This is a genomic window from Rhizobium sp. SU303, from assembly GCF_021052345.1.
Taxonomy (GTDB): Bacteria; Pseudomonadota; Alphaproteobacteria; order Rhizobiales; family Rhizobiaceae; genus Rhizobium; species Rhizobium laguerreae.
On sequence record NZ_CP088099.1, the window covers coordinates 153544 to 178990 of the forward strand.

At 62.5% G+C, this 25447-nt stretch carries 26 protein-coding genes; 9 read left to right on the forward strand and 17 right to left on the reverse strand.

The features are described from left to right. The first annotated feature begins 75 nt into the window (after positions 1-75). Complete coding sequence (locus tag RlegSU303_RS33690; protein ID WP_017957494.1) at positions 76-948, forward strand: LysR family transcriptional regulator; 873 nt, start codon at positions 76-78, stop codon at positions 946-948. A 6-nt stretch (positions 949-954) separates the two neighbouring features. Here RlegSU303_RS33690 and msrA read toward each other — a convergent pair whose 3' ends face one another. Beyond that, positions 955-1464 (reverse strand): peptide-methionine (S)-S-oxide reductase MsrA, encoded by a 510-nt coding sequence (gene msrA, locus RlegSU303_RS33695; RefSeq protein WP_012760071.1) that lies wholly within the window; start codon positions 1462-1464, stop codon positions 955-957. Between the two features lie 187 nt (positions 1465-1651). Between msrA and RlegSU303_RS33700 the strand changes: the two genes are divergently transcribed. From RlegSU303_RS33700 to RlegSU303_RS33715, 4 genes are read left to right on the forward strand one after another with little or no spacing between them, the layout of a single operon-like run. After that, positions 1652-2797 (forward strand): extracellular solute-binding protein, encoded by a 1146-nt coding sequence (locus RlegSU303_RS33700; RefSeq protein WP_017957493.1) that lies wholly within the window; start codon positions 1652-1654, stop codon positions 2795-2797. Further along, positions 2797-3687 carry an ABC transporter permease gene (locus RlegSU303_RS33705; RefSeq protein WP_017957492.1) on the forward strand — a complete coding sequence of 297 codons (891 nt, stop codon included), beginning with the start codon at positions 2797-2799 and terminating at the stop codon, positions 3685-3687. The genes RlegSU303_RS33700 and RlegSU303_RS33705 overlap by 1 nt, the downstream gene beginning before the upstream one ends. Continuing rightward, the gene (locus tag RlegSU303_RS33710) at positions 3684-4511 is read left to right on the forward strand and encodes an ABC transporter permease (protein WP_017957491.1); all 828 of its coding nucleotides are present in this window, start codon (positions 3684-3686) and stop codon (positions 4509-4511) included. Before RlegSU303_RS33705 ends, RlegSU303_RS33710 begins: the two co-directional genes overlap by 4 nt. A 31-nt stretch (positions 4512-4542) precedes the next feature. After that, positions 4543-5619: an ABC transporter ATP-binding protein gene (locus tag RlegSU303_RS33715; RefSeq protein WP_017957490.1), complete on the forward strand. Its 1077-nt coding sequence runs from the start codon at positions 4543-4545 to the stop codon at positions 5617-5619. 28 nt (positions 5620-5647) lie between these two features. On the opposite strand, the gene RlegSU303_RS33720 is transcribed toward RlegSU303_RS33715, so the two are convergent. From RlegSU303_RS33720 to pehA, 16 genes are all read right to left on the reverse strand, one after another. After that, positions 5648-6481: an inositol monophosphatase family protein gene (locus tag RlegSU303_RS33720; protein WP_017957489.1), complete on the reverse strand. Its 834-nt coding sequence runs from the start codon at positions 6479-6481 to the stop codon at positions 5648-5650. Positions 6482-6585: 104 nt separating this feature from the next. Beyond that, complete coding sequence (locus tag RlegSU303_RS33725; RefSeq protein ID WP_094089001.1) at positions 6586-7479, reverse strand: ribokinase; 894 nt, start codon at positions 7477-7479, stop codon at positions 6586-6588. Between the two features lie 23 nt (positions 7480-7502). Further along, positions 7503-8150 (reverse strand): TenA family protein, encoded by a 648-nt coding sequence (locus tag RlegSU303_RS33730; RefSeq protein ID WP_094089000.1) that lies wholly within the window; start codon positions 8148-8150, stop codon positions 7503-7505. Positions 8151-8152: 2 nt separating this feature from the next. Beyond that, positions 8153-8995, reverse strand: coding sequence for a BtpA/SgcQ family protein (locus RlegSU303_RS33735; protein ID WP_094088999.1), 843 nt, complete (start codon positions 8993-8995; stop codon positions 8153-8155). 33 nt (positions 8996-9028) lie between these two features. Further along, positions 9029-9802 (reverse strand): glutamine amidotransferase, encoded by a 774-nt coding sequence (locus RlegSU303_RS33740; RefSeq protein WP_017957485.1) that lies wholly within the window; start codon positions 9800-9802, stop codon positions 9029-9031. A 118-nt stretch (positions 9803-9920) separates the two neighbouring features. Next, positions 9921-11000, reverse strand: a complete 1080-nt coding sequence (locus RlegSU303_RS33745; protein ID WP_131719467.1) for a phosphotriesterase family protein — start codon at positions 10998-11000, stop codon at positions 9921-9923. A 4-nt stretch (positions 11001-11004) separates the two neighbouring features. After that, on the reverse strand, positions 11005-12009 hold the full coding sequence (locus RlegSU303_RS33750) for an ABC transporter permease (RefSeq protein WP_017957483.1): 1005 nt from the start codon (positions 12007-12009) through the stop codon (positions 11005-11007). Then, positions 12006-12827, reverse strand: a complete 822-nt coding sequence (locus RlegSU303_RS33755; protein WP_017957482.1) for an ATP-binding cassette domain-containing protein — start codon at positions 12825-12827, stop codon at positions 12006-12008. Before RlegSU303_RS33755 ends, RlegSU303_RS33750 begins: the two co-directional genes overlap by 4 nt. Continuing rightward, positions 12824-13777 (reverse strand): ABC transporter substrate-binding protein, encoded by a 954-nt coding sequence (locus RlegSU303_RS33760; protein WP_017957481.1) that lies wholly within the window; start codon positions 13775-13777, stop codon positions 12824-12826. The genes RlegSU303_RS33755 and RlegSU303_RS33760 overlap by 4 nt, the downstream gene beginning before the upstream one ends. Positions 13778-13815: 38 nt before the next feature. Next, positions 13816-14838 (reverse strand): LacI family DNA-binding transcriptional regulator, encoded by a 1023-nt coding sequence (locus RlegSU303_RS33765; protein WP_017957480.1) that lies wholly within the window; start codon positions 14836-14838, stop codon positions 13816-13818. A 133-nt stretch (positions 14839-14971) separates the two neighbouring features. Next, positions 14972-15841 (reverse strand): ABC transporter permease, encoded by an 870-nt coding sequence (locus RlegSU303_RS33770; protein WP_017957479.1) that lies wholly within the window; start codon positions 15839-15841, stop codon positions 14972-14974. Between the two features lie 11 nt (positions 15842-15852). Beyond that, positions 15853-16782, reverse strand: a complete 930-nt coding sequence (locus RlegSU303_RS33775; RefSeq protein WP_017957478.1) for an ABC transporter permease — start codon at positions 16780-16782, stop codon at positions 15853-15855. A gap of 3 nt (positions 16783-16785) precedes the next feature. Then, a complete protein-coding gene (locus RlegSU303_RS33780; protein WP_131719466.1) occupies positions 16786-17787 on the reverse strand; it encodes an ABC transporter ATP-binding protein in 1002 nt (333 codons plus the stop codon). Then, positions 17778-18785: an ABC transporter ATP-binding protein gene (locus tag RlegSU303_RS33785; protein ID WP_131719465.1), complete on the reverse strand. Its 1008-nt coding sequence runs from the start codon at positions 18783-18785 to the stop codon at positions 17778-17780. The genes RlegSU303_RS33780 and RlegSU303_RS33785 overlap by 10 nt, the downstream gene beginning before the upstream one ends. A gap of 190 nt (positions 18786-18975) precedes the next feature. Further along, complete coding sequence (locus RlegSU303_RS33790) at positions 18976-20610, reverse strand: ABC transporter substrate-binding protein (RefSeq protein ID WP_131629832.1); 1635 nt, start codon at positions 20608-20610, stop codon at positions 18976-18978. Between the two features lie 34 nt (positions 20611-20644). Beyond that, on the reverse strand, positions 20645-22189 hold the full coding sequence (pehA, locus tag RlegSU303_RS33795) for a phosphoric/sulfuric ester hydrolase PehA (RefSeq protein WP_131719463.1): 1545 nt from the start codon (positions 22187-22189) through the stop codon (positions 20645-20647). Positions 22190-22478: 289 nt separating this feature from the next. Between pehA and RlegSU303_RS33800 the strand changes: the two genes are divergently transcribed. The 4 genes from RlegSU303_RS33800 to RlegSU303_RS33815 all read left to right on the forward strand — a co-directional run bounded on the left by RlegSU303_RS33800 (position 22479) and on the right by RlegSU303_RS33815 (position 25446). Next, the gene (locus RlegSU303_RS33800; RefSeq protein WP_231284153.1) at positions 22479-23264 is read left to right on the forward strand and encodes a helix-turn-helix domain-containing protein; all 786 of its coding nucleotides are present in this window, start codon (positions 22479-22481) and stop codon (positions 23262-23264) included. Positions 23265-23392: 128 nt separating this feature from the next. Continuing rightward, a complete protein-coding gene (locus RlegSU303_RS33805) occupies positions 23393-24355 on the forward strand; it encodes an alpha/beta hydrolase (protein ID WP_131719462.1) in 963 nt (320 codons plus the stop codon). Positions 24356-24375: 20 nt separating this feature from the next. Further along, a complete protein-coding gene (locus RlegSU303_RS33810; RefSeq protein WP_131643619.1) occupies positions 24376-24900 on the forward strand; it encodes a nuclear transport factor 2 family protein in 525 nt (174 codons plus the stop codon). A 45-nt stretch (positions 24901-24945) separates the two neighbouring features. Beyond that, positions 24946-25446: a nuclear transport factor 2 family protein gene (locus tag RlegSU303_RS33815; RefSeq protein WP_131643618.1), complete on the forward strand. Its 501-nt coding sequence runs from the start codon at positions 24946-24948 to the stop codon at positions 25444-25446. Position 25447: the final 1 nt, after the last annotated feature.

Consider the following 25447-nt stretch of genomic DNA (forward strand, 5'->3'; position numbering starts at 1 on the left):
CGGGCCATCTTTCGGAGCAATGGATCGTAAATAAAATATGGCTTCTGCTTGGTTCAAGAGATAGAAAAACTATCGATGGACACGCGTTTTCTCGAAACCTTCATTGTCGTTGCCGAGCGGCACTCGCTGGCGGAGGCGGCCCAGCGGCTGAACCTCACGCCTGCCGCCGTTGCCCAGCGTATCCGCGCATTGGAGGCCGAGCTCGGGGTGCGGCTGCTGGTGCGCTCCGGCCGCGTGATGCGGCCGACGGAAGCCGGTTTTGCCATTCTCGAACGTTGCCGGGATCTGGTGCGCGATACACGCGACCTGAAGGCGATGGCCGGTACCGCTACGATTTCGGGCGAGATGCGGATCGGGGCGATCAATACGGCGCTGACCGGTCTCGTTCCCGGCATTCTCCACCGCCTTGCGCAGGACTATCCACTGATCGAAATCTTCCTCAAGCCGGGCGCGTCGATGGATCTCTATGCCGAGGTTCTGAACGGCACGCTGGACGCAGCCTTCATCATCGAACCGCGATTTCCGATGCAGAAGACGCTGACCTTCAACAAGCTGCGCCAGGAACCCCTGGTGCTGATCGCGCCGCGGGACTGCGAAGGCGCGGATCCGCTCGAACTGCTGCAGACCCTGCCCTTCATCCGCTACGACCGCAACCAATGGGGTGGTCACATCGCCGACGAATATCTGCGCGAGATCGGCATCCGCCCGGTCGAGCGTTATGAGCTCGACGCGCTGGAGGCGATCGCGGTGATGGTAGATCGCGGTCTCGGGATCTCGATCGTGCCTGATTGGGCGCCGCCCTGGCCGGGGGGATTAGATATCGTCAAGCTGCCCCTGCCCCGCTCGTCCAATATGCGCACGGTCGGCATCGTGGTGACGCGATCCTCGCCACGGGCAAATCTCGTCGCCGCGCTTCTGGAAACCAGCCGCGCGGCGATGGGGCTCTGATCAATTTCAGGCGATCTTCTGACGGACCGGCAGTTTCCAGCCGGGCCGGACGAAATGGCAGGTATAGCCGTTCGGAATCCGCTCCAGATAATCCTGGTGTTCGGGCTCGGCCTCCCAGAAATCACTGACCGGCACGACTTCGGTGACAACTTTGCCGGGCCACAGGCCTGATGCATCGACATCGGCGATCGTATCCCTGGCAACGCGCTCCTGCTCAGGGGTCACGTAGAAGATCGCCGAGCGGTAGCTCAAGCCAACGTCGTTGCCCTGGCGGTTGCGCGTACTCGGGTCGTGGATCTGGAAGAAGAATTCGAGGATTTCCCGATAGCTGATCCTTGCGGGGTCGAAGATGATTTCGATCGCCTCGGCATGGGTTCCGTGGTTGCGGTAGGTGGCATTCGGCACATCGCCGCCGGTATAGCCGACGCGGGTCGAAATCACGCCCTTGTATCGGCGGATGAGGTCCTGCATGCCCCAGAAGCAACCACCGGCGAGGACTGCACGTTCTTCGGTCATTGGATATCTCCTTTTCCGCAAGAGATAGTGTCTCCTGCCGCCGATTTCCACACGGCGCAATTAGCACAGCTGTGCAATTTCCCCGTCGAGACGCCCGATCCTGTCATGTCGATGTTACGCGCCGGCGCTAGCAAGGCCTTGGACAATCCTGCGGAGGCTGAGCCTCGACACCTGATGGAGACGGGTTATGAATAGACGCGAATTTCTGATCACATCGTCGGCTGCAGCCGGTCTGCTGGCTCTTCCGCGTTTCGCATCGGCTGCGGCCGGCACGATCGACCTCTACAGCGGTTCGGATGCCAACATCGTCGACCTCTGGAACAACGTCATCCGCCCGGCTTTCGAAAAGGCGCATCCGGGTGTCGCCCTGAAGGTGACCGATGCCGGCGACAATAATGGCCTGCGCGCCATCGCCGACCGTGCGCTCGCCGCGCTGAAGACGAAGACCGATCCGCAGGCCGACCTTTTCGAGCAGTTCGATCCGCGCCTGCCGTCCGGCGGCATCGATGCCGGGCTCTGGGTCAAATTCTCCGCCGAGAACATCGAAGGCTACGACCATATAAACCCGCTTGCCTTCGATACCCCCTACTCCCTTCCCTATCGCGGTTCGCAGGTGCTTCTCGCCTACGACACGACCAAGCTCGATCCGAAGGATGCGCCGAAGAGCTGGGATCAGCTCACCACCTGGATCAAGGCCAATCCGGGCCAGTTCATCTACAACCGTCCCGACAAGGGCGGTTCGGGCGGAAATTTCGTCCGCCGCGCGATCCATGAAGCGAACGGCCGCGATCCGAAGAAGTTCAAGATCGACAATTTCACCGCCGATTTCGCCACTGAGACGCTGACGCCGGCCTGGAAGATCCTCAACGACCTCGCCCCGGCGCTCTATGACAAGGGCGCGTATACGGCCGGCAACACCCAGTCGATCCAGCTGCTCGCCCAGGGCGTCGTCACCATGGTGCCGGTCTGGTCGGACCAGGTGCTGCAGGCAATCTCCCAGGGCGTACTGCCTGATACGACCGGCTTGGTGCAGCTTAGCGATCTTGCCCTTTGCGGCGGCTTCTCCAGCATCACCGTCTTCTCGAACGGCGCCAACAAGGATGCGGCCCTGAAGCTTGCCGCATTCATGCTGACGAAGGAAATGCAGGAAGCGATCATCACCGGGATCGGCGGTTTCCCTGCCGTCTCCTGGGACCACATCTCCGACGATCTCCGCAAGAAATATGCCGACGTCATTCCGGCGACCATCCCGACCTTCCCGGGTGGCGATTGGGAAAAGGCGATCGCTGACGGCTGGTATCGCAACGTTGCTCCGGGCATCAGCCGCACCTGATGTCCACTGATACTGCGCCGGCGGTTCTGCGCCGTCACCGGTCCATCAACAGGGGGAGCTCTATCGGGCTCCTCCTCGTTGCCCTGCCGGTCCTCCTGCTCGCATGGCTGATCGTCTTTCCGATCTTTTCGGCGGTCGTCGGCACGATCTTCGTTCGAGGCCCTGACGGCGCGACGGAATTCTCGCTTGCCTCCTATCGCTTCTTCTTCACCGACGGCTACAGCCTGGGCAATCTGTGGCTGACGCTCTGGACCACCACCGTCTGCGGTATTCTGCTTCTGGCGATCGGCCTTCCGATCGCGCTTTATCTCCGGTTCTCGCAAGGACGCCTTGCCGCCTATGTGCAGGCTCTTGCGATCTTCCCGATGTTCGTGCCGTCGATCATTCTCGCCTATGCGCTGATCAGGACGATCGGGCCGAACGGCACCGTCGACCTGTTGCTGAATGCCGTCAGCCTGCCCAAGCTGCGCACGCCCTATCTGACGCCGTGGGGACCGGTCATCGGCCTCGTCTGGGATAATCTTCCCTTGACGGTGCTGATGCTGACGGCGGGGCTTTCCTCCGTTTCGAACAGCGCCATCGAGGCCGCCCGCGATGTCGGCGCAGGCCCGCTCCGGGTGTTCATCGCTATCATTCTGCCGCGCATGGGCAATTCCCTGCTGGTGACGGCGTCCTTCGCCGTGCTCGGCATCTTCTCCGCCTTCACCCTGCCCTATGTGCTCGGCTCCGCATCGCCGGAGATGATGGGGCCGTTCATGCAGCGCACCTTCGCCGACATGAACGACCCGCTGAACGCCATGACCCAGGCCGTCATCACCTTCGGCTTCTGCCTGGTCTTCGGTATCTTCTATATCAGGTCGATCGCCCGCAACCGCGAGGCCCAGCCATGAGTGCCGGCAGATCGGGAACGGATCTTCGCTTCGACTGGATCGGCATGCTCTTCGCGTGCCTGCTGACGCTGTTCATCGCGCTGCCGCTGATCGTCGTCGGAACATGGGCCTTCACCGAGGTCTGGCGTTATCCATCGGTAATCCCGCAGCAATTCGGCCTGCGTTTCTGGGGCCAGACGCTGGCGCGTCCGGATGTCTGGGACGCTCTCTTCCTCAGCCTGCGGCTGACGACGACGGTGACCATTCTTTCCGCCGTGATCTGCCTTCCCGCTGCTTACGCCTTTGCGCGCATGCGCTTTCCCGGCAGGAACATCCTGTTCCTGTCGTTTCTCGCATCGCATGCCTTTCCGAAATTCGGCCTGCTCGTTGCCATTGCCGGTATCTTCCTGCAGCTCGGCCTGATCAGCACGTTCTGGGGCGTTGTGCTGATCCAGCTTGTCGGCACGCTGATGCTGATGATCTGGATTCCGGTCGCAGCCTTCCAGAATGTCGACCGGCGCATGGAAGAGGCGGCGCGCGATGCCGGCGCAACCCCGCTGCGCGTCTTCTGGTCGATCACCCTGCCGCAGGCCGGACCCACAATCGCAGCCGCACTGCTTTTGACCTTCGTCGGCACCTTCTACGAGACCGAAGGTGCCTGGCTGATCGGCGCGCCTCAGATCCGCACCATGCCGGTGCTGATGATCAGCTTCATCAACAACCAGATCGTCGTGCAATACGGCGCCGTACTGTCAGTCATGCTGTGGGTGCCGTCCTTCATCGCGCTGATGTTTGCCCGCCGCGTGATCGGCACCGGCGCATTCGCACGAGGCTTCGGCGCATGAGGCGCGTACCAGTTCAAGGAAGGGTTTGAGAATGGCACATCTTTCGATCGAGGGCGTTTCGAAGCTGTTCGGGACCACCTTTGCCGTTCGCGACTTCTCGCTCGAAGTGGGCGACGGCGAACTCGTCTGCCTGCTTGGCCCATCCGGTTCCGGCAAGTCGACGCTTCTCAGGATGATCGGCGGCTTCGAGCGCCCGAGCGGCGGAACGATCCGCATCGACGCGAAGGATGTGACGACGCTGCCGCCCGAGCGACGCCCGACCGGTATGGTATTCCAGAGCCATGCGCTCTGGACGCACATGGATGTCTTCAACAACATCGCCTTCGGCCTGAAGCTCCGCCGGCTGCCGAAATCCGAAATCCGTGAGCGTGTCGAGGATGCGCTTGCGTTGGTCGGCCTTGCCGACTACGGCCGCCGGATGACGACGCAACTGTCAGGCGGTCAGCAGCAGCGCGTCGCGCTTGCCCGCTCGCTGGTGCTTGAGCCGAAGATCCTTCTGCTCGACGAGCCCTTCGCCAGCCTCGACCAGCACTTACGAGAAAGGCTGCGGGAGGAAGTGCGCGATATTCAGCAGCGCCTCGGCATCACCACGCTCTTCGTCACCCATGGCCAGGACGAGGCCTTAGCGCTCGCCGACCGCATCGTCGTCATGCGCGACGGGTGCACCGAACAGATCGCGCCGCCGAGCACCATCTACCGGCAGCCGCAGACGGCCTTCGTCGCCGGTTTCATCGGCTCGATGAATTTTGTCCAGAGTCAGACCAGAAACGGCGTCTGCGAACATCCGCTCTTCCCGCTTGCGGTTCCTGTCGAGGATGGGCCAGTGACGCTGGCCGCCCGCCCGGAAGCGTTGACGATCCGTTCCTCGGGCCGGGTCGATGCTGCGACAGTCCATCGCATCGTCGATTTCGGCACCCATAAGATGGTCGATGTCGATCTTGCCGACGGCAGCCGCCTGAAGGCGATGGTGGCGCCGGACGATCGGATCCGGGCCGGGATGAGAGTCGAGCCGAGTTTCGCCGGCTTTTTCGTCTTCCGCGACAACGAGCTCGTCCATCAGTCGACGCCGGCAAAGGGCGATACCGAGGTCGAGTTGTTGCCAGTCTAGGCAGCCGGCTTCTATCGGGCGCGCCAGTTCACGCCTTACTCTGGAAGCCTTCGAGCAACCAGGGATGCAGCGCCTTGCTGGCGGCCAGGATATCGCTCTTTCCGACAACCGCAGCGCCGGAAAAACGGGTGACGATGCCGCCCGCCTCTTCGACCAGCAGCGCCGAGGCGCCGAAATCATGGATCGCGAGCCCGTCTTCGAAGAATCCGTCCAGCCGGCCGCAAGCGACATAGGCGATCGACAGCGCCGCCGAGCCGAGGCGGCGCACACCCGCGGTATTCGCCATCAGGCGTTTGACGGCCTCGAAATAGGTCTCTTCCGCAACCGCCGTGACCTGGCCGGGGATCGGCAGGCCGGCGCCGACAAGCACATTCTCGATGTCGCCGACATCGGCGCAGCGGATACGCTCGCCGTTCAGATAGGCGCCGCCGCCGATCTCGGCGCTGAACAGCTCGTCCTGCATGGCGTCATAGACGACGCCCATGACGAGCCTGCCGCTCTCGACGATCGAGATCGTCATGCCAAAATGCGGAATGCCCCAGGCGTAATTGGTCGTGCCGTCGATCGGGTCGATGTAGATAACAGGCGTTTCCGGACCCGCCGTGCGGTTGCCGACGGCTTCCTCGCCCTGGATGGCATAGTCCGGGAAGGCCTTCGCCATCTCGTCGACGATGATCCGCTCGACGGCGACATCGATTTCGGTCTGATAATCGCGCGGCGCCTTGGCGAGCATTTCTGCCGACGTTCTTCGCCGCAGGGAGCCGCGGGCGGTTTCGCCCGCCTTCAATACCGTTTCGGCAAGCACGACGAGGCGGGACGAGGCGGTCGGGGAAAGACGCGCGGAAATCGGGGAAGATGTCATGAGAAAAGTCCGGATGCTGCTGATATGACGGAGTGAATCGCGAGGAGCCCATCCCTTCGCAGAGGCCAATGATGGTTTTATGAAGCGCGCCCATGCCGAGCGGATTATCTCAAGATCGCTTCAAGCTCGGAAATGGTCGGAAATGCCTTTCTTGTTCCATGTCTTGAGACGGTGATGGCTGCGGCTGCAACTGCGTGTTCGATGGCTAGCCTGTCCAGGCGCTGCCCGCGCAGCGCGCAGGATGCAAGTGCTGCGGCCATGAAGGTATCGCCTGCGCCCGTTGTATCCACAACCTCGCAGACGTGGGCGGGCACTTCGATGCTATCGTGCCGGTTCACGAGCGTCGCGCCGTCACCGCCCAGCGTCAGGACGATTTCACGCAGGCCTCGGCTCAGCAGATATTCGGCAGCATCCCTGCCCGTCGTTCCCGTCAGGGCCTGCGCCTCGCCCTTGTTGAGGAAGGCGATGTCGATCAGATCCCAGAGATCGGAGAAATAGGAGCGCACCGGCGAGGGATTGAAAGCGGTGACCATGCCGATCGCTCTCGCATGCTCGAGAATGTCGCGCGTCGTCCGGTCGGAGAGGTTGCCCTGCAGCATCATCAGATCGCCGGAGCCGGCCGTCGAGAGGATACGCCTGACATCGGAGAGGGACAGGCTTTGCGCCGATTCCGTCGTCGTGACGATGGCATTCTCGCCGCCCGGCAGCCGGAAGATGATCGAGACGTCGCTCGATGCATCTTCCATTTCGATCAGTTCGCTCCGAAGCGGCTCATCCGCGAGGTAATGGCGTATCGTATCGGCCCTCGCATCCCTGCCGACGGGCGCCACCAGCGTTGTCGGAACGCCGCAGCGGGCCATGACGACCGCCTGGTTCGTGCCCTTGCCGCCGAGATCGCTGCCCCCGGCATTGCCGAGGATGGAGGCGCCGATAACGGGAAGTTCGGAGACGGCGATGGTTTCGTCGATGGCGACGTTACCGACTATGTAGGCGCGCATGCATCCACTTTCGCAAGGTAAGGCTAAAGGTAAGGCGCATCGTGAAAATCGATCTCGAGCTGCATCGCCCGGCCGAAGATCGCGCTGAGCCGCGCTTTTTCATCCTCTTCCAGCGTTTCTCCTGCCACGTCGAGTTCATTCTTCAGCCATTGCGCCTGGGCGGCGAAATTCGGATCGACATGCATGTCGACCCATTCCTTCAAGAGGGGATCGCTGATCGGGCGGCTGGCTGCTTGCCTACACCAGGTCCAATACATCCACTCGGCCGCAAACATCGCCGCGACCGTATCGAGGAAGCCGCCCTGGCGGGCGATCTCCAACATGCCGGCGCGAAAGGCCTCGACCTCGGCGATGCCGGTATCGAAGGACGAGGGATCGATGCCGCGACTGGCGAAGGTACGCTCGAAATAGGTGATCTGCTCGTTGGCAAGCGCATCGAGAACCGCGATCAGCCAGCGCTTCTGCGCCATCGTCCCGGCGGTCGCCGCGGCAAAGGCGAAGATCGAGATGGCGCTGTCGACGAAGGCGCCTTCATAGACGAGATAACGCTCGAAAGCCTCCTTGCTCAGCCTGTCGTTCTTGACGTCCTCGACGAAGCGGTGGCTCAGCATCGTCCGGAAGACGGCGTTGTTCTCGCGCAGGATGCGGTCTGAAAGGCTTTCTGCCGCCATGCTCAACCCTCCAGCCCTGGCTCGGCGGCAGCCCGGAAGGCGCGCACCCGCTCTATGTCGACCGGGTTCCACCAGACGCCGCCATGCTTCAGCGAAGAGGCGACGATGACGCCGTTGGTGCGGCTCAGAATATCGACGATATTGTCCTTGTTGACGCCGGAGCCGACGAGCAGCGGCAGGTGCGTCGCCGCGCCGATCTCCTCGATCGCCTCCATCGTTGCCGAATTGCCGGTTCGCTCGCCGGTGGCGATGACGCCGTCGGCATCGAAGAAGGCGAGGTCGCGCGTCAGCTCCTGGATCGAGCGGTCGGCGACGATGGCGTGGCTGCCATGCTTGACGTGGCTGTCGGCAAAAACCTTGATGTGCTCGGCTCTCAGCAGCGAGCGGTAACGCATGGCTTCGGCGGCCCTGCCCTCCATGAAGCCTTCATTGGCGACATAGGCATTGGCCCATTGATTGACGCGGATGAATTTGGCGCCGCCGGCCATGGCGATGGCGAAGGCCGGGATCGGCGCGTTGGCAAGCACGTTGACGCCAAGCGGAATGCCGGCCGCCCGCGCGATTCGATCGGTGACGACGGACATGAAACCGGTCGTCTCGGGGCCGATATCCTCGGGCTTCGAGAACGGCACGTCGCCGTGATTTTCGATGATCAGCCCATGCAGGCCGCCTTCCACGCAGGCTTCGGCGTCGCGCATGCACGCGTCGTAGATCGCATCCATCGCAGCCCCCCGGTAGCGCGGCGCGCCCGGAAAGGCCGGGCAATGGATCATGCCGATCAGAACCTTGTCCCTGCCGAAGATATCCCTGATGGCGTTGGACGGCCTGTCCGAAATTTCCTGCATGTCATTCCCTTTCCAATTCCTGCCGCGCTGAAATCACGCCTGCTTTTCGGTGAGCCAGCCGAGGATGTTCTTCCAGAGCCGGCCGTAGCCTTCCCATTCGCAGAAAGCGGGCGAGAGCCAGTGCGGGCCGATATCCGACGTCCAGGCTGCCGTCCGCCCAGTGCCGTGCGTGCCGACGACGAGCAGCGGATGGCCGCCCTGATCCTCCGGCAGGCGCGCGACGATCTCGACATCGGCACGGTCTCGCACTTCGACCTCGTTGACGCCGAGAAGCACCGGCCAGGCGCCTTCGAGACCCTGCATCGTCGGATGCTCCGGCTTCACGACCTCAGCAACGGTGCCCTCGGGAATTTCGACGCGGTCGTCATAAGGCAGGCAGGTGACGGGCAGCGTGTCTTCGACGGGGGTGCGCCGCCAGCGAGCCTTGCCGTCGATGCCCTGGAAGGAGAAGTAGCCGCCGACCATCAGCAGGCCGCCGCCCTTCTCCACCCACGCCTTCAGAAGCTTCAGGCGGTTCGGCACGGTGCGCGAATGCAGCCACACATCCGGTGGCAGCAGCAGCGAGTTGGCGCCGATATCGGAGAGAATGATGGTGTCATAGGCGTCGAGCCCGGCCATATCGAAGGGAAATTTCTCCACTGCCTCATGCGCCGGCATATAGGTGAGCTCGAAGGCGCTGCCGGCGAGCGCCTTGACCAGCGGTTCGGCGCCGAGATGGAAGGTGACGCTGCCGAACTGGTCGAAGCCTTTGTAATGGGTAGCGGAGCTGACCCAGCTCTCGCCGACAAGGAGGATTTTCTTGGTCATGGTCTGCGTTTACCTGTGATCGATTGAATGGATGGAGCTAAAGCATGTCGCGCAAAAGTGTGCAGCGGTTTTGCGATAACGACATGCGTAAAAACAAAGACCTAAAGCGCGACGCGCTTTAGCCTCCGGCATGAAAGACGCGGCGCGGATTGCTGCGCATCATTTCGTCGAGAACCGTCCTGTCGAGGCCGTGCCGCTGAAGACGGGGAAGGAAGTGGCGAAGGATGTAGGCGTAGCCGTTGCCGCCGTAATGCGTCAGCATCATCTTCAGAAAGACGTCGTGCGACAGAAGAATCCGGTCGAGATAACCGGCCTCGACGAGACGCACGATCGCGCGCGCCGCCTCCTCGTCGCTCGGGCACTGCACCTGCTGGTCGGCATAGAAGAAATCCATGCCGATCATGTCGTATTCAATGAAGGCGCCGCGCTCGGCCAGCTCGCTCTGATAGCTGATGTCGTCATGCGACGGGTTCATGTGGCAAAGCACGGTGTGGCGGAGATCCGCCCCCTCCTCCGCCACCACGTCGAGCACGCGGTGGCCGAGACGGAACCAGCCCGGCAGATGCACCATCAGCGGAAGACCGGTCAGCATCTGCGCGCGTGCGGCACCGCGCAGCGATTTCTCCTCCTCGGCGGTGAAATCCGAGGAGACGCCGATTTCGCCGATCAGGCCGATCCTGACGCCGGTGCCGTCGACACCTTCCCTCGCCTCGCGGACGATTTCGCCCGCGATGTCATCGACGCTCATCGTGGCGACGCCTTCCGGATGCGAGGAGCCGAGATAATAACCCGCGCCCATCACGATGTTGAGGCCTGAGGCTTCGGAGATACGCCGGAGCGCCAGCGGATCGCGGCCGATGCCCTTGCAGGTCGGTTCCACCACGGTGCGCCCGCCCGCCGTGGCGAAATCCTTGAGCTCGGCCACCGCCAGATGTTCGTCGTCGAGCGTGATATTGTGCTTGTTGACGAAGGGATCCTGCCTGAGTTCGCCGAGGATCTCCATGCAGACGAAGCTTTCGGCGAGATATTGCCGTTCCGGCGTCTTCGGCGCATGCCACCAGCAGCGGCAGTCGTTGAGGATATGCTCGTGCATCAGCGTCACGCCGAGTGCATCCGCCGAAACGGGACCGGTAACGGTCATCACCTTGCCGGAGCGGACATGCGCTTCGGACAGGCTTTCTGCTGTCTGTTCGCTCATCGCCTCATCCTTTCCTGCCCAGCCGGAAATGGAAATTGGCCGTGAAGATGCGCGTGTTCAGCCAGATGGCGACGAGGATGATGGCGCCGGTGACGATCTGGGTGAAGAACGGCGATATATGCATCAGGATCAGGCCGTTGCCGATGACGGCGATGGTCAGCGTTCCCAATACGGTGCCGAGGATGGTGCCGCGTCCGCCCATCAGCGACGTTCCGCCGAGCACGACGGCGGCGATCACCTGCAGCTCGAAACCGACGGCGGCATTAGACGAGCCGGAGCCGAGTCGGGCGGCGATCAGCAGGCCGGCGACGGCGCAGGCGACGCCGGAGATGATATAGACCGAGGCGATGATCCATTTGGCGGGCATGCCGACGCGCCGCGCCGCCTCTGCATTGGAGCCGACCGCCACGACCTGGCGGCCATATTTGGTCGCGGTGATGACGACGTAGCCGAGAATAGCGATGACGACGGCAATGACCGCCGGAATCGGGAAGCTGAAGATTTCGCCCCGGCCGAGTGCGAAGAAGCCCGGCGCATCCTTGATCGGAATGGAATAGCCCTGCGTCAGATAGAGCGCCAGGCCGCGCAGGATCGAGAGGCCGGCAAGTGTCACGATGAAGGCCGGGATGCCCTGATAGGCGGTAAACCAGCCCTGAACCAGCCCCATGAAGCCGCCGAGCACGAGCATACCGATGACTACAGACGGCCAGGGAACACCCATCGCCATGACGATCGCCGCGACCGCATTGACGAGCGCGACCTGCGAGCCGACCGAAAGATCGATGCCGCCGGTGATGATGACGAAGGTCATGGCGATGGCGACGATCAGGATGGGGGCCGCCTGCCTGATGATGTTCAGGATGTTGCCGAGCGTGAAGAAGGTTTCGCTGCCGATCGAGAAGAAGATCATGCAGGCCAGGAAGAAAATGGCGATCGACAGGACCTGTGCGTGTTCACCGAAGAAATCGGCGACGCGCGAGCCGTGGCCGCGTTCCGTATAAGCCGTCATTGTCTGGCTCCTTCACCGACGATCAGCCTGACGAGATCTTCGAGATTGGTGCTGCCGATCTGCCGTTCGGCGACCTTCGTGCCCTCGTACATTACCGCGATGCGGTCGCAGACCCGGAAAAGGTCCTGCAGCCGGTGGGTGATGAGGATCACCGAAACGCCGTTCGCCTTGACGCGGTTGATCAGGGCCAGAACTGCTTCGACCTCCGCGACGGCAAGCGCCGATGTCGGCTCGTCCATGATCAGCACCTTCGGCTTGAAGGAGGCGGCGCGCGCAATGGCGATCGCCTGGCGCTGCCCGCCGGAGAGCTGGGCGACCTTGCTGGTCAGTCTCGGTATGCGGATCTCAAGCGAATCCAGCATCTTGCGGGCTTCCGCCAGCATCGTCCTGGTGTCGAGAAACGGCCCGCGGCTGAGTTCGCGGCCGAGGAAGAGATTGCCGACGACATCGATATGATCGCAGAGGCTGAGATCCTGAAACACCATTTCGATGTTCCGCCCACGCGCATCCGCGGGGCCGGAAAAGCGAACCTCTTCGCCTTCCATGGTAATCGTGCCGGCATCGGGAATGTAGGTTCCCGAGATGATCTTCGTCAGCGTCGATTTGCCTGCGGCGTTGTCGCCGACCAGGCCCAGGCATTCGCCGGGGAAGATGTCGAGATCGATGCCGCGCAGGGCCTGATGCGAGCCGAAGGACTTGCGGATACCGCGCAGCGAGATGCGCGGGTCGGATCGGGTGCCGCCGGATGTTCCGGCTCCGGAGGGTGCGAGCCCTCCAGAGCCGGCGGCAGCGATGTCACGCTGTCCGCTTTCGATCATTTGAAGACAGCCCGATACGGTTCGACATTCTCCTTGGTCACGATTGTGATCGGCACCGAGATCGTCTTGGTGACGGCTTCGCCGGCCGAGGCCTTGACGAGTGCGTCGACGGCGGCACCGCCCATTGCGGCGGGATCCTGCTGGACGACGGCAACGACGAAGCCGGCATCGATGCCGGCAATGGCTTCGGCGGTCAGATCCCAGCCGAACACCTTGATCTTATCCTGCTTGCCCTGGCTCTGGACGGCGGCGATCGCCCCCATCAGGGCCGGCTCGCCAGTGGCGTAGATCGCCGTCAGGTCAGGATTGGCGGTGATCAGGTTTTCAGCCGCCGCAAGGGCGTTGTCCTGGATGTTCTGCCCGTCGACGACGCCGGCCATTTCAATGCCGTCGACGCCTTTCAGGGTCTTCTCGAAGCCCTCCTGGCGGATGTTCTGGATGAACGAGTTCAGCGCGCCGACAACGCCGAGCTTGGCCTTGCCGCCCATGTTCGCCTTGACGTAGTCGACGAAGTATTTTCCCATGTCGGCGCCGGCTGCGGCATTGTCCACGCCGATCTGCGCCTTCTGCGGGCCATCAGGCAGGATGGCATCAATGGCGACGACGGGAATGCCGGCATCGGCCGCCTGCTTGACGGCCGGCATGATGCCGTTGACGTCGATCGCCACGACAGCAAGGCCGGAGACCTTTTCCTGGACATAGGTTTCGATGGCGCTGTTCTGCGCCGTCGTCTCGTTGTTGGCGTTGAAGATCACCAGCTTGACGCCAGCGGCATCGGCCGCCTTCTGGGCGCCCTCATTCATCTGGTTGAAGAAAAGTGCCTGCTGGTTGATCTGCACCAGTGCGACAGTCTTCTTTTCCTGCGCCTGAGCGCCGCACAGGCCGATGAAGGTCAATGCCGTGAAGCCGGCGGCTGCGATCATCGTTCGTCTTGTCAAATTCCGTGTCATGTTCTCATCCTCTTTTGGTTTTTTGACGTTGCTGATTGTTATTTCGCAGGCGGCGCAACGGAGTTCCGCACCACGATTTCGACAGGCACGAGTTCTTCCGAAGCGGATGGTTTCCACTCGTGCCAATTGGTTTCCAGAAGCAGCTCCAGCGACCGCCGGCCGATCTCACGCACCGGCTGGCGGATGGCCGTCAGCGGCGGCGCAAAAAGATGGAGCGGGCCGACATCGTCGAAGCCGACGACCGAAATGTCGCCGGGGATCGAGACGCCGCGGCTGCCGAAGACCTCGACCAGCCCGATGGCGATCTCGTCGGAGCTGGCGAAGATCGCCGTCGCCTTTCGCTCTCCCGAGAGATATTCGAGTGCCGCCGCACGGCCGTATTCGATCGTATATTCGCCGGCATAACGATCGGCCCGGGCCTCGCTACCATGCCGCTCCCTGAGCGCCTTCAACAGGCCGTCATAGCGCCTGCGGGCGCTGATCATGCGCTCGTCTCCGCCGATGAAGAGGACATGGCGATGGCCTTGTTCGGCTAAATGCTGGCCGGCGAGATAACCGCCCTGCTCATTGTCGCAGAACAACTTCGGCGCCTTCGAATCGGGAATGTCCTCGTCGACGATGATGACCTTGCCGCTGCCGTTGATCAGCGCGGCAAGCGCGCCGTCGTCGGGGTGGTTGGTGACGAAGATCAGGCCGTCGACGTGATTGCGCTCGATCAGCTGCAGATATTCGATCTCGCGTCCCGGCCGGTTGAGCGTGGCGTGCAAGGAGACCGCGAGCTTCTTTTCATCGGCCGCCTGCTCCACGGCGGCGACGAGGGTCGCGAAGAAGGGATTGGCGATATCGGGCACGACGAGGCCGATCGTATCCGAGCGCCCCCTGCTTAACCGCCGCGCATGCGGGTTCGGCCGGTAGTTCAGTGTCTTGATCGCATCCTCGATGCGCTTCTTGGTCTGAAAGGGAAGATCGAGACTTCCGTTGACGAAACGCGACACGGTGGTGACCGACACGCCGGCAGCCGCCGCAACATCCTTCAAGCTTGGTGTCGTTCCCTTGGCCATTGACCGGACTTATTGTAAAGCGGTTTAGTAAAGCGCTTTACAAGACAATATCGATTGCTCGCCGTTGTCAACAGCGATGAACGCACAGGATCTGTTTTTCTTGCCTGCCGATCGAAGCTCGACCGGCAGGCGGTCAGCCGATCGTCGGGTCGAGCTTGTCGCGCAACCAGTCGCCGGTGATGCTGATCGACAGCGTCGTCAGCATGATGACGAAGGAAGGCGCCAGCATGATCCAGGGCGCGCGGGTCAGATATTCGCGCCCGTAACCCACCATATTGCCGAGGCTGGTCATCGGCGGCTGTACGCCGAGGCCGAGGAAGGAAAGGCTGCTTTCCATCAGGATGATCTCAGGGAAAGTCAGCGTCATCGAGACGATCAGCGTCGAGGCGATGTTCGGCAGGATATGCTTGAGATAGACATGGGCCGGCTTGGCGCCGAGCTGCGTGACGGCGGCGGCATAACCCTGGCCACTGGCGGCGATGGCAAGGCCGCGGGCGATGCGCGCATAGCGTTCCCAGCCGTAAAAGCCCATCAGGCAGATGAGCAGCGGCAGAGAACTGCCGAAGAAGGCGAGCACGGCAAGTGCCATGATGAGGAACGGCATGGCCGCCTGGAAATCGGCAAGCATGACGACGAGCTGCTCGACGACGCCACGGAAATAAGCGGCGAGAAAACCGAGCGTCGTGCCGACGAAGGCCGAGATCAGCGTTGCGCCGAAGGCGATCAGCAGCGAGATGCGGATCGACACGATGAGGCGGGAGAGAACATCGCGGCCGAGTTCGTCGGTTCCAAGCCAATGCGCGGCATTGCCGGGCAGTGACAGGCGGTTCTTCAGGTCGAAGGCGGTGATATTGTAGGGCCGGATCCAGTCGGCCCCGAGCGCGATCAGGATCACGACGGCGATCCAGGCGAAGCCGATCATCACGAAAACCGGCACACCGCGCTTCTTCTTCTCGCGCACTTCGTGGATGACGGTCACCGGTTGAGCAGAGATATTTGTCATGGTTCTGCTCCTTAATGCCTTGCCTGGTTGCTGCGCAGACGCGGGTCGAGATAGCCGTAAAGGATGTCGACGACGAAATTCGAAAACACCATGGTCGCAGCCACCAACAGCAGGATGCACTGGACGACGGCGAGATCGCGGTTGGAGACGGCGACGACGAGAAGCCGGCCGACGCCTGGCCAGGAGAACAGCGATTCCACCACGACGGCGCCGGCGATCAGCGTGCCGACCATGAAGCCGGCGATCGTCACGATCGGGATCGCCGCATTCGGCAGCGCATGACCCCAGACGACGTTTCGCCAGGCAGTGCCCTTGGCACTGGCCGTACGGATATAGGGCTGGCCAAGCACCTCGATCATCGCGCTTCGGGCAAAGCGGGCAAGAATGCCGGCACCGCCGATGCTCATGGTGATGATCGGCAAAATGGCATGCATCCAGCTGTCCTGGCCGCCCGACGGCAGCAGGCCGAGCGTGACGGAGAAGATCAGCACCAGCACGAGGCCGAGCACGAAGCTCGGCATGGTGAAGCCGACCACCGCGCTCGCCATGACGGCGCGGTCGGTCGAGCTGTCGCGGTGGAGGGCGGCGTAGACGCCGGCCGGAATACCGATCACCAGCTTAAGGATGAGGGCCGGGATCGTCAGCTCCAGCGTTGCCGGAATGCGGTCGAGCACGAGCTGGATTGCCGATTGGCCGTCGCGCATCGAGATGCCGAGATCACCGCGGGCGATCGCGCCGAAATAGCGCAGATACTGCACCCAGATCGGCTGATCGAGACCCCAGGCGGCACGGAAGGCGCGGATCGCTTCCGGCGGCGCTTCCGGACCCATGATCGTCAGGGCCGGGTCGCCGGAAAGGCGCAGGACGACGAAGGCGAAAGTCACCACCAGCACGATGGTCATCAGCGCGCGGAACGCCCTTATCAGGAAGAAACGGATCATGGCTCAGCTCTCCATGAGCGTTGAGACGGATGCGGGCGTGACGAGGTGGCAAGCAGCCTTTCGGCCCGCCTCGATGGTGACGAGTTCGGGCGTCTCGACGCGGCAGCGCTCGATCGCATGGCCGCAGCGGGGATGAAAGGCGCAGCCGGCAGGCCGGGCAGCGGGATTCGGCGGTTCTCCCTGCAGGATGATACGGTCGCGCAGCGCCGTGCCGGGGACAGGAACGCTGGAGACCAGTGCCTGCGTATAGGGATGCAACGGGCTGCGGAAAATATCCTCCGAGGCTGCTTCCTCGACGATCCGGCCGAGATACATCACCGCGACGCGATCGGCGATGTTGCGCACGACCTTCAGATCATGGCTGATGAAGGCCATGGCGATGCCGCGCTTTTCCTGCAGGTCGCGCAACAGGTTGATCACCTGCGCCTGGATCGAGACGTCGAGAGCCGAGACCGGCTCGTCGCAGACCAGAAGCTCCGGATTGGTGGCGATGGCGCGTGCAATGACGACGCGCTGGCGCTGGCCGCCCGAAAGCTCGTGCGGATAACGCTCCGCCTGATCGCGCCGAAGACCGACGGCGACGAGCAGTTCATCGACACGTTCGCGCCGCCCCTCCTCGCTTCCGACGGCATGGATGGCAAGCGGTTCGCCGATCTGAGCGCCGATCGAGATCCGCCGGTCAAGGGCTGCCAGCGGATCCTGGAAGACGAGTTGCATGCGCGCCCTCAGGCTACGCCAGCGCGGCGTTCTGAGTGCCGGCATCGTCTCCCCGTCGAAGCGGACGCTGCCTTCGGTCGGAGCTTCGAGCCCGAGCAGCAGCCGGCCCATCGTCGATTTTCCTGAGCCGGATTCACCAACGATGCCGAGCGTCGTCTTCGGCGCGACCGACAGCGAAACGCCGTCGACCGCCCGGACATGGCTCGGCTTTCCGAAGACGCCGCGGTGCATCGTATAGGTCTTGACGAGGTCGTTCGCTTCGATCAGCTGGTGTTCGCTCATGCCCATGCCACTCCCTGCTGGACCTGCATGAGGTTCGGCTTCGATGCGGTCGCGCCGTCGCCGAGCGGATGGAAGCAGGCGGTTGCACGGTCGTCGTCAAGTGCGACGAGCGGCGGCACCTTGTTATGACAGAGTTCCGAGGCATGGCCGCAACGCGGCGCAAAGGCGCAGCCGCCAGGCATCCGGCCGGGCTGCGGCACGGTGCCGGGGATCGGTACCAGCCGGTCGCGGCCGGCATCGATACGCGGAATGGCATCGAATAGTCCGCGCGTATAGGGATGGCGCGGCGACCGGAACAACGATTCCGTCGGGCATTTCTCGACGATGTTGCCGGCATACATGACGCAGACTCGTTCGCAGATCTGCGACACCGCGCCGAGATCATGACTGATGAAGACGATCGCCATGCCGGTTTCCTCGCGGATCGAAATCAGGAGATCGAGGATCTGCGCCTGGATCGTCGCGTCCAGCGCCGTCGTCGGCTCATCGGCGATCAGCAGATCAGGATTGCCGGCGAGCGCCATGGCGATCATCAGCCGCTGGTTCTGGCCACCGGAAAATTCATGCGGAAAATTGTAAAAACGACGCACGGCGTCGGGAATGCCGACCATTTCCATCAGGCGGACGGCCTCGTTGCGGGCGGCCCTGCCGGTCAGGCCGCGGTGCAGTTCAACGGCTTCGGCGATCTGGCGCCCGGCGCGGATGACCGGGTTGAGCGAGCTCGACGGATCCTGGAAGATCATGGCGATGCGGCCGCCGCGAATGCTTTCGAGCTTCGTGCGCGACGCGCCGATCAGCTGATCGCTGCCGAGACGCACGCTGCCTGAGACGGAAGCCTTTCCAGGCAGAAGCCCGAGTGCCGCCAGCCAGGTGACCGACTTGCCGCAGCCGGATTCGCCGACGAGACCCACCGCCTCGCCCTTCTCGATCGCCAGATCGACGCCGTGCAGGACTTCGACACCGCTGAAAGCGACCTTCAAATTGGAAATTTCGACCAATGGCATTTCAGCCTCTCCTTCTTGCAACCCCGCCGGCCGCCAGATCCGAACGAGAGCATGATGTTGTCCGAAAACCGCTCACACTTTTCGGCATCATGCTCGTGCCTGCCGGGCTTGCCTGGTTTCCGGATAGCCGGTGCACCAAATGGCAGCGAGCCGGAGTTTCCCCCGGCTCGCTGATGTCGTCAGGTCTTGATCAGGACCAGTTGCCCTGGCGGAAGTCCATGGCGAAGGCCGATGCGGCCTTCCAATTGATCGACTTCGACTTGGCGGTGAACACGGCGTTCTGGTGGAGAACGGTATAGGCGGGGTCTTCGCGCTCGCAGATCTGCAGCATGCGGGCGAAAGCGTCGTGACGCTTGGCGCGATCGGTGCTGGTCTCGAGGAAGGTCGACAACGTGTTCATTTCGGCGTTGGTCCACTCGCCGACCTGCTGCTGCTGGCCGTTCGGACCGTGCTGGGCGACGATCGAGGAAACCGGATCGGGGAAGCTTGCGGAGTTCGACCAGTCGCGGACGGCGCGCGTCGGCGTCTTTTCGAGGATCTGCTGCCAGTTTTCCTTCATCTCGATCTGCACGTTGAGGCCGACCTGCGCCCACATTTCGACGAGGATCTGCGCCGTCGGGGTCTGGTTGGTATAGTAGTTGTTCAGCAGGCGATACGGGATCGGGTCGCCCTTGTAGTTGGCTTCCTTGAGGAGCTGGCGGGCGAGATCAGGATTGTATTCCGGCACGGTCCAATCCTTGACCAGCATGTCGCCATAGAAATCCCACTGCAGGCCGGCCGGAACGCGGGTGCGGCCCGCCCAGAGCGAGTCGACGATCGCCTGTCGGTCGATGGCATGCGTGAAGGCGCGGCGCACCAGCGGGTTACCGAGCTGAGCATGGGTCTTATCGAACACGGTCAGCCGGTGGTTGGTGATGATGCCGCCCTGGACTTCGAAGGCAGCGTTCTTTTCGATGCCTTCGATCTGGTCCGGCGGGATGTCGCTGGCGAGGTGATATTCGCCGGACAGCAGGCCATTGACGCGCGAGGCGACTTCCGGAACTTCGACGAAGCGGATCTGCTTCACCGGAGGACGGCCGCCCCAATATTCGTCATGCGCTTCGTAGATCAGGTAGGTGTCCGGCTTGAACTCGGCGACGCGGTAGGGACCGGTCGTGATCGGTGCGCGGGCCCAGTCGAGATAGCTCCTGGCCTCATCCCAGCCGCGGCGATTGGCGATGGCGCTGGCGGCAACGGAGATGCGGCCTTCCATCGTCACGTCAGGCGAACCGTTGACGAAGCGGACGGTATATTTGTCGACGATTTCGATGCCGAGCAGGGCTGGCCAGATACGGCGGGCGACGGCCGGAATTTCGACCGGCAGTTCCTTGCTTTCGCGGCCGAGCGGGTTCTTTTCGGTGACGAAGATCGTCTTGCCGGTGCTCGGCTGCGTATCGCCGAACATGCGTTCCTTGCTGAAGGAGAAGGCGACGTCTTCGGCAGTCATCTCATCGCCATTGTGGAATTTGACGCCCTGGCGCAGTTTCAGCTCGACTGTCTTGTCGTCGATACGGCGCCATTCGGTGGCGAGTGACGGAACGGCCGAGAGGTTGCCGAGCCAGTCGAGGCCGATCAGGCTTTCCCACAGCGACGAATTGAAGATGCGCTGGCCGACATTCGACTGTTCGCGCAACGTATCCAGCGTGTTCGAGTTCGAGATCTTCTGGACGGCGATGGTGATCGAAGGACGGTTGTCGGCCTGGGCGATGGAAAAGCGCGGCAGGATCAGCGAGCTGGCGACGCCGGTGGCAAGGCCGAGAGCACCGCGACGGGTGAAGGTGACCATGGGAATATCTCCTTGGGTTCTCTGGTAAGTCGGATCAATGGCTGCGTTCGATCAGGCCTTCGGGACCGGAGCGATAATGGGTCAGGGTTCTGTCGGCATGTTTCAGGCGCCAGGAGAGCGCCTTCTGCGCATAGTTCCGCACGAGCGCGGCATAGGCCGGATCGTCGGCGAGATTGGTGAATTCGTTCGGATCGTGCTGCAGATCGAAGAACAGCGGCGGCAGCGCTGCGAAATGAGCGTATTTGTATCGCTCGTCCCGGATGACGCAGAGGCTGCAATCATTCATGCCGAGGCCGAGAAAACTTTGCGGCTCGGAATAATAGACGTCGCGGAAGTCGTATTCGTAGTGCAGCTCAGTGCGCCAATCCTGCGGCCGGCCCTCGCTCAGGAAAGGCAGCAGCGACAGGCCGTCACAGGCGTGTGGGATCTTGCCGCCGAGCCAGTCGAGAATGGTCGGCATGACGTCGATGCTCTCGGTGAAGCCGCTTTCGATCGCGCCGGCGCGGGCATTTTCGCCGGCGTCCTTGATGACGAGCGGAATGCGGAAGCTCGGATCGTTGTAGCCGATCTTGCCGAGCAGGTGATGATCGCCGAGCTGCTCGCCGTGGTCGCTGGTGAAGATGATCAGCGTATCGTCCCACTGTCCGGTGTCGTCGAGATAGTCGAAGACTCGACCAAGGCAATCGTCGACCTCGGTGATCAGGCCGCAATAGGTCGCGCGCATCTGGCGCAGTTCCGCTTCGTCGAGCGTTGCGCCCGACCCTTCGGCGCCTTGGAAGAAGGAGCCGCGGCGGATGCTGTCGACATAGAATTTCATCAGCGGATGTTGTGCAGCCTCGATATCCGGGCTGGCCGCGCGGATCGGCGCCGGCATGTCTTCCGGCCGGTACATGGCGTGATAGGGAGCGGAGGCGACGAAGGGCGGATGCGGCCGGTAATAACCGAGATGCAGGAAGAAGGGCTTGCCGTCGCGACCCTTGAGATAGGTCAGCGCCCGCTCGGTGAAGAAGGTCGAGTCCGAAAATTCCTTAGGGATGCGTGACGGACGGTCGGTGGCGCCGGCAACGGCGTCCCCGCCCTCGGGCAGCCAGATATCAGGACGATGCTCCGGCAGCTCAAAGCCGTTCTGTGCCACCCAGCCGAAATAACCCTCCATATTGGGCTCGAAGGCGCCGACCGAATGGAAACCGTCCATCATGTCGCCGAGCACCGTGAAGCGCGGATCGTTCGACGAAGTGGTGCGCGGATCCGGCACCGTCGTCGTATAGCCGATCAGCGCCGGATCGTAGCCGACGCCGCGCAACGCCTTGCCGAGGTTGAGGTGGCGCTGGTCGAGCGGCACCGTGTTCTGCACGGCGCGATGGTTCATCAGATAGAGGCCGGTAAGCAGGCTCGCGCGGGCCGGACCGCAGGGAACGCAGGTCGTCACATGGTTCCTGAAGGTCACGCCCTCGCGGCAGAGCCGGTCGAGATTAGGCGTCTTCAGGAAATCGTTTTTCCCGTCGTCACGCAGAACGTGCGGAACGAAATCGGCTCGCCATTGGTCAACGACGATGAGTAGAACGTTTTTCTTTCGCATGGAGCCCCACTTGTGCGGGGCTGTTTGAACCGCGATTATTTCAGCGCGATGACCACTTTTTCAAAGTTCTATGACATTGAACGGATCGTGGGTTTCTTCGCTTTTATTCCGGAACGCCGCAAAACTGTAATATTTGCGACACAAAAGCCGTTCAACGCGTATGAGGCAATTCCTCCGGCGCCCCGCTATCGGTTTTCTCCATCTTGCGGCCCATGAAAGTTGCTTTCCCGCGCCGAAACAGCCGACGCTGCCTGATTGAATTTTCGGCGCGAGAAATTAGATCATCTCCATGAGCGGATCGCGAGCAGGCTCGGGGAAAGACTGGTTGACGGCGGGCAGGCTGGATCTGCCGGCGGGCGGTGGCGCGTTCGCGATTTCCCGGCTGGCCGTCGGCCTATTCCTGGTTGATCAGGATCGGCATCGGATCGCGGTCGGCTCCGATCGCAAGCGGGTCGTGCCGCTGCGTGCCGGTGACGGCTGGATTCTGCCAGCCGGTTCATCAGGCACCTGCGAATATGACGATGCGCTCTCGTTTCTGAGAGTGGATCTGTCGGATGCCTTGCTCGACGATGTCGGTTTCGAGAAAGCCGACTTCAATCCCGTCGTCGGTAGCCTCGATCCGCTGCTGGTTCAGTTCGTCCGCCACGCCGCCTCTCTGCGGGATGTGCCGCAATCCCTCTATCGCGATACGATGAACCTTGCGGTTGCAGCCCATCTGGCCCAGCTGCTCTCGCCTGCCCCGCTGTCATCCATTGGGGTCGAGGACCGGCGGCTGCGCCGTGCACTGGCATATATCCACGACAATCTCGCCGAGGATCTTTCCCTTGACGACATGGCTTCCGAAGCGGCAATGAGCCGGTTCCATTTCGTGCGCATCTTCACCGCTGCGCTCGGCACGTCGCCGCTACAATATGTCATCCGGGAGCGAATGGAACGGGCCAAGGTGCTGCTCAGGACCACGGGCGTTCCGGTTGCCGCCGTCGCCATCCGCGTGGGTTATGACGACGTGTCCCGCTTCGGTCGGCATTTCAGGCGCAGTACAGGGCTCACGCCGGCAGCGTTTCGCAGACGATAGCGCTCCGACCCAGAATGCCAATAAACACATAGCAAATGCCAAGAATCGCTCCGGCGCCTGCGCGCCGATGCTGCGAAACTCCTCCTCGTATCTGAATGAAACCGGCGATGACGGCGAGGAGACCTTCGATGAGACTATCTACCCTTTCTGCAATTGGCGTGGCCTTGCTGCATTCGACGGCCTTTGCGGCCGGCATCGAGACGCGTTCCGTCTCCTTCCAGAATGATGGAGTGACGCTTGCCGGCATGCTCTATCTCCCGGCCGACTACAAGGCCGACGAAAAACGCCCCGGCGTTCTGGTGACCGGCGCCTGGACCTCGATCAAGGAGCAGATGTCCGGCCTTTACGCAGAAGAGATGGCCGAGCGCGGCTTCGTCGCCCTCGCCTTCGATTTCCGCGGCTGGGGCCAGTCCGGCGGCAATATCCGCTTCAAGGAGGATCCGGCGGCCAAGACCGACGATATCGTAGCGGCGGCCGACTACATGACGACGCTGCCGGAAATCGACGCCGGCAAGATCGCCGGCCTCGGCATCTGCGCCTCCGCCGGCTATATGGCGGCGGCGGCCTCGGGCAATCCCGATTTCACCGCCATATCGCTGGTGGCGCCGTGGCTGCATGACAAAGCGATCGTCGAGCAGGTCTATGGCGGTGCGGACGGCGTCTCCAGGTTGATCACCTCATCCCGCGAGGCTGAGGAAGCCGAGCGTAGCGGCCAGCCCCGGGTGATCGTCGCCGCAAGCACCGACGACAGCACGGCGCTGATGTACCAGATTCCCTACTATACCGAACCCACTCGCGGCCTCATCCCGCAATATGACAACAAGTTCAATCTCGCCTCCTGGGAGCCGTGGCTGACCTATGATTCGGTTGCGACCGGTGACCGGCTTGACAAGCCGACACTGATCGTCCACTCGGAAGCAGCGGCCATCCCCCAAGGCGCACGTGCCTTTTTCGCGCGCCTGCGCGGCGACGCCTCCGAGATCTGGCTCGACGGTGTTACCCAATTCGATTTCTACGACAATCCCGAGGATGTCACGCGGGCGACCGATGCCGCGGCTGCGCATTTCGAACGGATCAACAAAGGCTCCTGATACCTGACAAGGAGATGACCATGAAAACCCTCATGCTCACAGCTGCCGCCGGCGTCTTGCTGGCGTCATTCACCGCCAGTGCCGAATCGATCGGTGCCGACGACCGCGCGGCCATCATCGATACCATTACCGACATTGCCGCTGGCGCCGACCGCCACGAGTGGGACCGCGTGCGCGGCGCCTTCGCCGACACGGTGACGCTGGATTATACCGGCCTCTGGGGCGGCGAGCCGACCACCCAGCCGGCCGAAGCCGTCATCCGGCAATGGTCTGCCTTTCTGCCGGGCTTCGATCGCACGCTGCATCTCGTCAGCAACCACGCCATCATCGAAAGTGCCGGCCCGACAGCGGTGGCCGAGGCCGATTTCCAGGCAGTCCATCGGATCGGCGCGGAGAGCTGGGTACTGATGGGACATTATCGATATGACCTCACCAAGATCGACGGCACCTGGAAAGTCTCCCGGCTGGTGATGACGCCCGCCCACGAGACCGGCGACCGGGCTCTGGTCAACAGGGCCGCGGAACGCGCCGGGCAGCCGGGCTGATCCGGCCTGCCACTCTCATTCCAATATACCTTCAAGGAGATCCGCATGCGCAGACCATCGCTCGTTCGAGCACTCTTCGTTTCAGTCGCACTCTTTTCCGGAGGAACCGTCATAGCCGCAAGCCCGGAAGAAAACCGCAAGGTCATCACCGACTACTACGCCGCCTACGGCAGCGGCGACATGAGCCGTGTCGCCGCGTTCTTCGCCGACGATATCGAATGGCACATTCCCGGCCATCATCCGCTGGCCGGCGTCAAACGCGGCAAGGAAGAAGTGGCGGCATTCTTCCAGCAGCTGGGCAAGGCCGGTTTCGGCGCCGAGCTGATCGCGTTGACGGCCGACGAGTACTGGGTGATCGACATGCATCGCGGCTGGTCGGGACGAGACGGCCTGGCCAATGTCGACACCATCTGGGTGCTCGCCTTCCGCATCGAGAACGGCAAGATCAAAGAGGCGCGCAACTTCTCCTATGATCAGGCGGCCGCCGACACCTTCTTCTGGCAGGCCTACCCGCTGAAACCCCTGCCCGACCGGCTGCTCGAATGAG

Excerpts from the sequence above, each read along its gene's own strand:
- RlegSU303_RS33710 (WP_017957491.1), top strand. The coding sequence starts at position 3,684 with ATGAGTGCCGGCAGATCGGGAACGGATCTTCGCTTCGACTGGATCGGC.
- RlegSU303_RS33810 (WP_131643619.1), top strand. The coding sequence starts at position 24,376 with ATGAAAACCCTCATGCTCACAGCTGCCGCCGGCGTCTTGCTGGCGTCA.
- RlegSU303_RS33735 (WP_094088999.1), bottom strand. The coding sequence starts at position 8,995 with ATGCAGGAAATTTCGGACAGGCCGTCCAACGCCATCAGGGATATCTTC.
- RlegSU303_RS33730 (WP_094089000.1), bottom strand. The coding sequence starts at position 8,150 with ATGGCGGCAGAAAGCCTTTCAGACCGCATCCTGCGCGAGAACAACGCC.
- RlegSU303_RS33745 (WP_131719467.1), bottom strand. The coding sequence starts at position 11,000 with ATGAGCGAACAGACAGCAGAAAGCCTGTCCGAAGCGCATGTCCGCTCC.
- RlegSU303_RS33725 (WP_094089001.1), bottom strand. The coding sequence starts at position 7,479 with ATGCGCGCCTACATAGTCGGTAACGTCGCCATCGACGAAACCATCGCC.
- RlegSU303_RS33785 (WP_131719465.1), bottom strand. The coding sequence starts at position 18,785 with ATGCCATTGGTCGAAATTTCCAATTTGAAGGTCGCTTTCAGCGGTGTC.
- RlegSU303_RS33780 (WP_131719466.1), bottom strand. The coding sequence starts at position 17,787 with ATGGGCATGAGCGAACACCAGCTGATCGAAGCGAACGACCTCGTCAAG.
- RlegSU303_RS33800 (WP_231284153.1), top strand. The coding sequence starts at position 22,479 with ATGAGCGGATCGCGAGCAGGCTCGGGGAAAGACTGGTTGACGGCGGGC.
- RlegSU303_RS33750 (WP_017957483.1), bottom strand. The coding sequence starts at position 12,009 with ATGACGGCTTATACGGAACGCGGCCACGGCTCGCGCGTCGCCGATTTC.
- pehA (WP_131719463.1), bottom strand. The coding sequence starts at position 22,189 with ATGCGAAAGAAAAACGTTCTACTCATCGTCGTTGACCAATGGCGAGCC.
- RlegSU303_RS33805 (WP_131719462.1), top strand. The coding sequence starts at position 23,393 with ATGAGACTATCTACCCTTTCTGCAATTGGCGTGGCCTTGCTGCATTCG.
- RlegSU303_RS33770 (WP_017957479.1), bottom strand. The coding sequence starts at position 15,841 with ATGACAAATATCTCTGCTCAACCGGTGACCGTCATCCACGAAGTGCGC.
- RlegSU303_RS33760 (WP_017957481.1), bottom strand. The coding sequence starts at position 13,777 with ATGACACGGAATTTGACAAGACGAACGATGATCGCAGCCGCCGGCTTC.
- RlegSU303_RS33700 (WP_017957493.1), top strand. The coding sequence starts at position 1,652 with ATGAATAGACGCGAATTTCTGATCACATCGTCGGCTGCAGCCGGTCTG.
- RlegSU303_RS33765 (WP_017957480.1), bottom strand. The coding sequence starts at position 14,838 with ATGGCCAAGGGAACGACACCAAGCTTGAAGGATGTTGCGGCGGCTGCC.
- RlegSU303_RS33790 (WP_131629832.1), bottom strand. The coding sequence starts at position 20,610 with ATGGTCACCTTCACCCGTCGCGGTGCTCTCGGCCTTGCCACCGGCGTC.
- RlegSU303_RS33715 (WP_017957490.1), top strand. The coding sequence starts at position 4,543 with ATGGCACATCTTTCGATCGAGGGCGTTTCGAAGCTGTTCGGGACCACC.
- RlegSU303_RS33775 (WP_017957478.1), bottom strand. The coding sequence starts at position 16,782 with ATGATCCGTTTCTTCCTGATAAGGGCGTTCCGCGCGCTGATGACCATC.
- RlegSU303_RS33705 (WP_017957492.1), top strand. The coding sequence starts at position 2,797 with ATGTCCACTGATACTGCGCCGGCGGTTCTGCGCCGTCACCGGTCCATC.
- msrA (WP_012760071.1), bottom strand. The coding sequence starts at position 1,464 with ATGACCGAAGAACGTGCAGTCCTCGCCGGTGGTTGCTTCTGGGGCATG.
- RlegSU303_RS33755 (WP_017957482.1), bottom strand. The coding sequence starts at position 12,827 with ATGATCGAAAGCGGACAGCGTGACATCGCTGCCGCCGGCTCTGGAGGG.
- RlegSU303_RS33740 (WP_017957485.1), bottom strand. The coding sequence starts at position 9,802 with ATGACCAAGAAAATCCTCCTTGTCGGCGAGAGCTGGGTCAGCTCCGCT.
- RlegSU303_RS33720 (WP_017957489.1), bottom strand. The coding sequence starts at position 6,481 with ATGACATCTTCCCCGATTTCCGCGCGTCTTTCCCCGACCGCCTCGTCC.
- RlegSU303_RS33815 (WP_131643618.1), top strand. The coding sequence starts at position 24,946 with ATGCGCAGACCATCGCTCGTTCGAGCACTCTTCGTTTCAGTCGCACTC.
- RlegSU303_RS33690 (WP_017957494.1), top strand. The coding sequence starts at position 76 with ATGGACACGCGTTTTCTCGAAACCTTCATTGTCGTTGCCGAGCGGCAC.